The sequence below is a fragment of the Alteromonas sp. 5NS40-0096 genome, from assembly GCF_057544385.1.
In genome coordinates this window covers 923,802-930,128 of the sequence record NZ_BAAJLQ010000002.1, presented here as the reverse complement: position 1 = coordinate 930,128, position 6,327 = coordinate 923,802, and the positions used below count along the sequence as shown (strand labels likewise).

At 45.7% G+C, this 6,327-nt stretch carries 5 protein-coding genes; 2 read left to right on the top strand and 3 right to left on the bottom strand.

Going from position 1 to position 6,327, the window contains the following annotated elements:
- Positions 1-931 precede the first annotated feature (931 nt).
- Entirely contained in the window at positions 932-2,500 is a 1,569-nt protein-coding gene (locus tag AC27G9_RS09970) for an ATP-binding cassette domain-containing protein (protein WP_487073621.1), read from the top strand.
- Here the strand turns inward: AC27G9_RS09970 and cysE are convergent.
- Positions 2,497-3,318 (bottom strand): serine O-acetyltransferase, encoded by an 822-nt coding sequence (gene cysE, locus AC27G9_RS09965; protein ID WP_487073619.1) that lies wholly within the window; start codon positions 3,316-3,318, stop codon positions 2,497-2,499. The genes AC27G9_RS09970 and cysE overlap by 4 nt on opposite strands.
- A 4-nt stretch (positions 3,319-3,322) precedes the next feature.
- On the bottom strand, positions 3,323-4,039 hold the full coding sequence (gene trmJ / locus AC27G9_RS09960; protein ID WP_487073675.1) for a tRNA (cytosine(32)/uridine(32)-2'-O)-methyltransferase TrmJ: 717 nt from the start codon (positions 4,037-4,039) through the stop codon (positions 3,323-3,325).
- 260 nt (positions 4,040-4,299) lie between these two features.
- Here trmJ and suhB point away from each other — a divergent pair, with 260 nt between their 5' ends.
- On the top strand, positions 4,300-5,076 hold the full coding sequence (gene suhB, locus AC27G9_RS09955; protein WP_487073617.1) for an inositol-1-monophosphatase: 777 nt from the start codon (positions 4,300-4,302) through the stop codon (positions 5,074-5,076).
- A gap of 53 nt (positions 5,077-5,129) precedes the next feature.
- Here the strand turns inward: suhB and AC27G9_RS09950 are convergent, their stop codons facing one another.
- A complete protein-coding gene (locus AC27G9_RS09950; RefSeq protein WP_487073615.1) occupies positions 5,130-6,284 on the bottom strand; it encodes an acyltransferase family protein in 1,155 nt (384 codons plus the stop codon).
- Positions 6,285-6,327: the final 43 nt, after the last annotated feature.

Genomic DNA, 6,327 nt, shown 5'->3' with positions numbered 1-6,327 from the left:
CTCTATGTCCTCGACCGCAGTCGCACCGCCGGCGATAGTAAGTAATGACGAGGCAAAAAGGGATAACGCGCCTCGTTTCCATATTCGAGTATTCATTCAGACATCTCCTTTAGATGAATACATTCCTTGCATATCATGCAGATGTCGATTGAATAGGCGCAGTGATCCGCGTTAACACATGAAGGGATAACAGCTTATTGGTATTGCGCAATACCAAACGACAAGCAACATGGGTGTTCTGTAGGCTTACTAAGTGAAACGGGTGAGACTAAACTCTCACAGAGATCGGAAAAATAATCGTTAATTCCCTTAACAAGCACTTTCTGTATATCGCATTTGCTGAAAGTGTGTTGGGACACTTTCAATATACAATCCATTGGCTGCAATATATCGGTGTCAAAAATGTCAATCAAATAGGCATTAGCTAATATGGACCGATTTTACGTATTTTCACTTGTCCGAAACGCCTGAATTTCACCTAAAATTCGAACTATATTTTGAAATTGCAACTAGCAAAAAAAAGTCCACAACACTCCCCTATCGCTACATTCAAAAGGGCTTAAAGGGCATTGAGCGAATTTAGAGAGTATTTTTACACTTTAGAGAAAAACGCAAAATTCTGGACGATCGGACAATTTGGAAAAAAATCTGAAAAATTGTGTTTGTATAGTTAACAAACCCTATTCCACTACAACAAAAGTCAAAATTCCCCCTTTGTTTGTGGGGCATTTATGGTTATACTTTCGCCACTCATTTCTTGGAGCCTGTGCCGACATGAACAACTAAACCTGACATCAGAAACCACTTTTTTCTAGATTCAGGGTTAGTAGGCACTGCGTTTTCGCATCACTTTTCTGCGTAACACTACAAATATACATCGACAACGGTAACTCCGTTTCGTGCCTATTGCCCTCATTTTATTGAGGTCAACATGACTGAATTATCCATTCACAATCTATCGTATCAATTCGACGATGGCGTCACGCTATTTTCCAATATCAATGCTGCGCTGGCCCATCCTTTTACCGGTTTGATTGGCGACAACGGCGCTGGCAAATCCACACTCGTGTCAATTTTACGCGGGGACATTGCCTTGCAAACTGGCAGTGTCGATATCACTTCGTCCGTCATTTTTGTTGATCAGCACGAAGCGGTTGTCGATACACAACAAAGTATTGCTGCGTTTCTTGGCCTAGACAACGTACTTAGTGCGTTAGCCAGTATTCGTAATGGCGATTGTCGCCCTATTCTGTTTGATATTGTCGGTGAGCAATGGCAACTAGAAGAAGAACTACAATCGCGGCTTGCAGAAATAGGCTTACCGCAAGATTTTAATTTACCGCTATCTGCATTGAGCGGCGGGCAACGGGCGAAATTACGGCTGTACCAGGCATTTAACAGCGAAGCGGAATTGTTGGTATTAGATGAACCCAGTAATCATCTCGATACGTCGTCGAAACTGTGGTTACTTGATCTCATTCGCAATTATGATGGCCAACTGCTGCTGATATCTCACGACAGACTGTTACTGAATGAAGCCAACGCCATTTGGTCCATTGAGAATAAAACGCTTAGGGTATTCGGTGGTAATTACGATGCGTTTAGCCTGCAGCAGCAACAGGAAGCAGACGCCCTAACTAGGCAAATCAACAATATCGAAAAACAACAAAATCAACTGAATAAGCAGCACATTCAAAACCAAATCAAAGCACAAAAAAGAGCGCAGCAGGGCGAGAAGCTAAGAAAGTCCAATAGCCAGCCCAAGTGTTTTTTAGACGCGAAAAAAGAATCAGCGGGGCAAAGCGCGGCTAACCGCGCAAAGCATCATGATAGTCGCAAGATAGGATTGGCTGCTCAACACCAAACCCTCAAAGCAAAGCAAACCCAAGGTCACAGTGTAAAGCTCTACACGGCGGCGGCTAACGATACGAAACGCACAGTATTTTGCGTCGAAGCGGGTGAACTCGCCTATGGCCCTTCTTCTTCACTTAATATGCAGGTCAAAGCTCATGAAAAAGTACAGTTAGTTGGGGCAAATGGTACGGGGAAATCAGTGTTACTCAAAACACTGCAAGGGCAAATCAAACCCAAATCGGGCGTTTTTAGAGTCAATAGCCAGATGTTTATGTTGGATCAGTACTATTCACTGTTGCGCTCAGACTTAACGGCACTACAAAATCTAGAATACCACTGCAGTCACTTGCACCAGAGTGAGGCTCGTACACTGCTCGCTGGTATAGGTTTCAAAGGAGTAGCAGTATCGAGGTTAGCCCGAGACTTGAGTGGTGGAGAGCGTATGAAATTGGCAGTAACGGCAGTATGCCATCAACAAACACAACCTTTTTTGTTGCTGGACGAGCCCGACAACCATCTTGATATCAACAGCAAAAATGCCCTTGCCGCCGCGCTCTCCGGTTATCAGGGCGGTTTTTTACTAGTGAGCCATGATGAAGACTTTGTCTCAAGCACTGGTGTATCACGCCTACTGACTCTGGCTTAAATCGTTGGATCAAACGCTTCATGGGCAGCAGACCCAGGTACTACAGGCTCAATACCCGTCGCTTCAAAGTCTTCGGGTTTAAGGGACGTTAGCTTGTCGGTACAAACATTGCCGCCCATGGCGTTAATGACCGAGCAAAGTTCATCAACTTTGGTATTGGTCAAATGCATGTGTTCTAGCATCAGTCCCATGGCATTGGCAACAGGGTCAGGGTTGTCCAATGCTACCGCATAGGCGTCGAAACCATACCGCTCAGCAATTTCTGAACGCAAGTCTTCGCGTTCATCTTGCTCTTCTGCCGCTTGTTGGCTCATCACTACTCGGCCGGGGATCCCCACTACAGTCGCGCCGTCGGGTACGCTTTTGACTACCACCGAATTAGAGCCTACTTTTGCCCCCTCACCGATAGTAATCGGGCCCAAAATCTTTGCCCCCGCCCCAATAACCACGTTGTCGGCCAATGTTGGGTGTCGCTTTCCGGCATTCCAAGTTGTCCCGCCAAGGGTAACGCCGTGATATAGGGTGACGTCATCGCCCACTTCGGCTGTTTCACCAATGACCACTCCCATACCGTGATCAATAAAAAAACGGCGGCCTAACGTGGCGCCCGGATGAATTTCAATACCGGTTAACCAACGGCTGAACGTAGATAGGCTTCGCGCTAGCCATTTAAACCCTTTAAGCCACAATTTGTGGCTAACTCGGTGTAGCCAAATCGCATGCAGCCCGGGGTAGTTTGTCAAAATTTCAAACGTATTTCGGGCAGCGGGGTCGCGGTGAAAAACCCCTTCGATGTCTTCTCTGATTCGGCTAAACACTTGTCTACTTACCTATGGATTTGTCGATTGAAGAAAGAATACCACGCAGAATATTCAACTCTTGCGATTCTGGGCGAGCGCGATTGAATAGTCTACGTAACTTCGTCATGACCACACCGGGGTGGTTCTTCACAATAAAGTTTGTACCCTGCAGAGTAGACTCGAGGTGCGTGTAAAATCTTTCAAGGTCTTCGTTCAGTGGATACTCTGGAATCTCTGATTCCACTCTTGTTTGGCCCAAATGTGCCATACGCACTTCATAGCAAAGTGTTTGTACCGCGGCCGCTAGGTTCAATGAGCTGTACTCAGGGTTAGCAGGTATACATACGTGGAAATGGCACTGCTGCAACTCTTCGTTGGTTAACCCATTATTTTCTCGACCGAAGACCAAAGCGACTGGGTATTTCGCCACTTCATCAACCAGTTTCAAACCACACTCTCGCGGTTCCAACATTGGCCACGAATGAGTTCGAGAACGCGCTGACGTCCCCACTACCAAGCCACAATCCGCTACCGCTTCTTGCAAACTAGACACAATTGTCGCATTGGCCAATACATCACCCGCCCCTGCTGCCAAAGCGCTGGCTTGGCCGTCTGGTTCTGAGACTGGGTCAACCAAATACAGGTTGCTCAAGCCCATGGTTTTCATCGCTCTTGCTGTAGAGCCGATGTTACCCGTATGGGAAGTATTCACAAGTACGATTCGAATATTGTCTAGCATGGCATTTACACTATTTTTAAGGGACCACAAAATTGCTGCGAATAGTAGCACAGCGCAACCTGTACAGGCTAGAACACGCCGAGATAGAAATTAAATATCAACAGTGATTGCAAAATCTTCGTGCTCTGTTACACTGCGCGCCGCTGAAAATGACACTGTACAGATTTTGTACTGACGTCTATGTTTGTACCGCGGCATAAAAATGTGCCATTGAATTTCATGCGGTATCACTTTGATCTTTTACAATTGGTGGTTTAACTATGCATCCGATGCTGAATATTGCGGTGCGCGCTGCTCGTGTAGCAGGCGCTATTATTGTTCGTGGTTTTGAGAACAGAGACGACTTGAACACAGAAGTCAAAGGCGATAACGATTACGTTACTCAAATCGATAAAGACGCCGAGCAAGCCATTATCAATAAGATCAAGCAATCTTATCCAGACCACACATTCTTAGGCGAAGAAAGTGGTGAATCGGGTGACACAGAAAGTGATTTCCAGTGGGTTATTGATCCATTGGATGGCACCACCAATTTCATCAAAGGCATTCCTCATTTTGCCGTTTCTATTGCATTGCTTCACAAAGGTCGTCTAGACCAAGCTGTTGTATTCGACCCAATTCGTTCTGAACTGTTCACTGCTAGCCGTGGCCAAGGCGCACAGCTAAACGGTTACCGTATCCGTGCTAGTCAGCCACGTGACCTAACGAGCACAATTTTGGCAACTGCTTTCCCATTTAAAGCAAAAAGCAGCTACGGCGACTATGCGATTCGCTTCAACCAAATTTTCCACGAGTGTGGTGACGTAAGACGTTCAGGTAGTGCGGCTCTTGATTTGGCCTATGTCGCTGCTGGTCGTTACGACGGTTACTGGGAGCGTGGTATCAAGCCATGGGATATCGCTGCCGGCGAATTGCTTGTGCGTGAGTCTGGCGCATTGGTAACTGACTTCAGTGGTGGTAACGATCCGCTTTACAAAGGTGAAATCGTAGCAGGTAGTGTGAAAGTCATTCAAAACCTCGTTAGACACCTAAAATAAAATGAACAAGGCACGCTAAGGCGTGCCTTTTCTTTTTGTGCCAGCGCAATGCATTACCGGTAACCCAGTAACACTCCTAACAACTTGTTCGACTTCGCCAATCCTATCGCGATGCCACAACTTACAAAAGTCAGAACCACAATCAATAACACCTCCACCACAATAGGTGTTGAGACAAAAGTAAATCCATAAGCCAGTAAAACAATAACGGTTTGATGCACCATATAGCTTGGCATAACGCCCTTATTGAGCACATCAAGTTTTGGGCAGTTAAAACTTAAGTACCGAGAGGCATAGCCGAGAATGGCAAACAACCAACACCAGTGATTACCGGACACAATCAAGGCGTAAATCCCGCGCACCGTAACACTGGTGTCAAAATGCGTAGCAAGAAATTGTAAATAGTCATGCCTGTCAGCAATCAGTAAGCCGTAAAGGCAAACTGCCCCAACGAGAAATACTCTTCGATAATTCTGTAAGAATTGTGTGAAGCCTTGTAGCCGCGCGAATAGGTAACCCAGTACACATACCCAAAAGTATTTGGCGTGACTGTACCAATCAGTAATGAGATCATGAGTCACAGGAAACTCACGTCTTAAATTGAGCCATATCAATGACATCACCGCGATAGCGAGAATAACAAGGCAAATTGGCGTGTAACGAAAACTGCCGAGCCGTGCCAACAAGGGTTCTAGAATCGGAGACAACGCGAACAACAACAGGGTGTAACACCACAAATAGGGTAAAAACCACAAGTGATTCCACGTCAGTAACCCAATAACTGAGTGGTGCTCAGTGAGCAAATGGGTTTCGGTGTTGATGTATTCAAGCCAAAATGACCAAAAGCCCATGTCAATTAACCCTTGGTCTGTGGCCTCTACATAAACCTGTGGGGCAACGATAACAAACATGCCAAACAATAATGGGACAAGCAAGCGGCTAGAACGCCTTATCACCCCTTTTACTCGCGACTGTTTGTGAATCGTTAAACTGAGTACCATCGAAGAGATAAGAAACAACAAAGACATTCGCCACTGATTTGTCAAAATCATGATGTCTTGCAACCACACGCTTTGTTGCTCGCTCTTGATATGCCAACCCCATTCGTAAACGTAGAACATACCAATGTGGTAAAACACCAGTACACACAGTGCTAATACGCGTAGCCAATCCAGATCAAATCGCCTTGTTGTTGCCGGAAGAATCATTCATATTACTCCTTGTATTTTTGAGTTATTAGGCATGGCGAAT

Bases quoted from the DNA above. Each gene is read 5' to 3' on its own strand.
- AC27G9_RS09970 (WP_487073621.1), top strand. From the start codon at position 932: ATGACTGAATTATCCATTCACAATCTATCGTATCAATTCGACGATGGC.
- trmJ (WP_487073675.1), bottom strand. From the start codon at position 4,039: ATGCTAGACAATATTCGAATCGTACTTGTGAATACTTCCCATACGGGT.
- suhB (WP_487073617.1), top strand. From the start codon at position 4,300: ATGCATCCGATGCTGAATATTGCGGTGCGCGCTGCTCGTGTAGCAGGC.
- AC27G9_RS09950 (WP_487073615.1), bottom strand. From the start codon at position 6,284: ATGATTCTTCCGGCAACAACAAGGCGATTTGATCTGGATTGGCTACGC.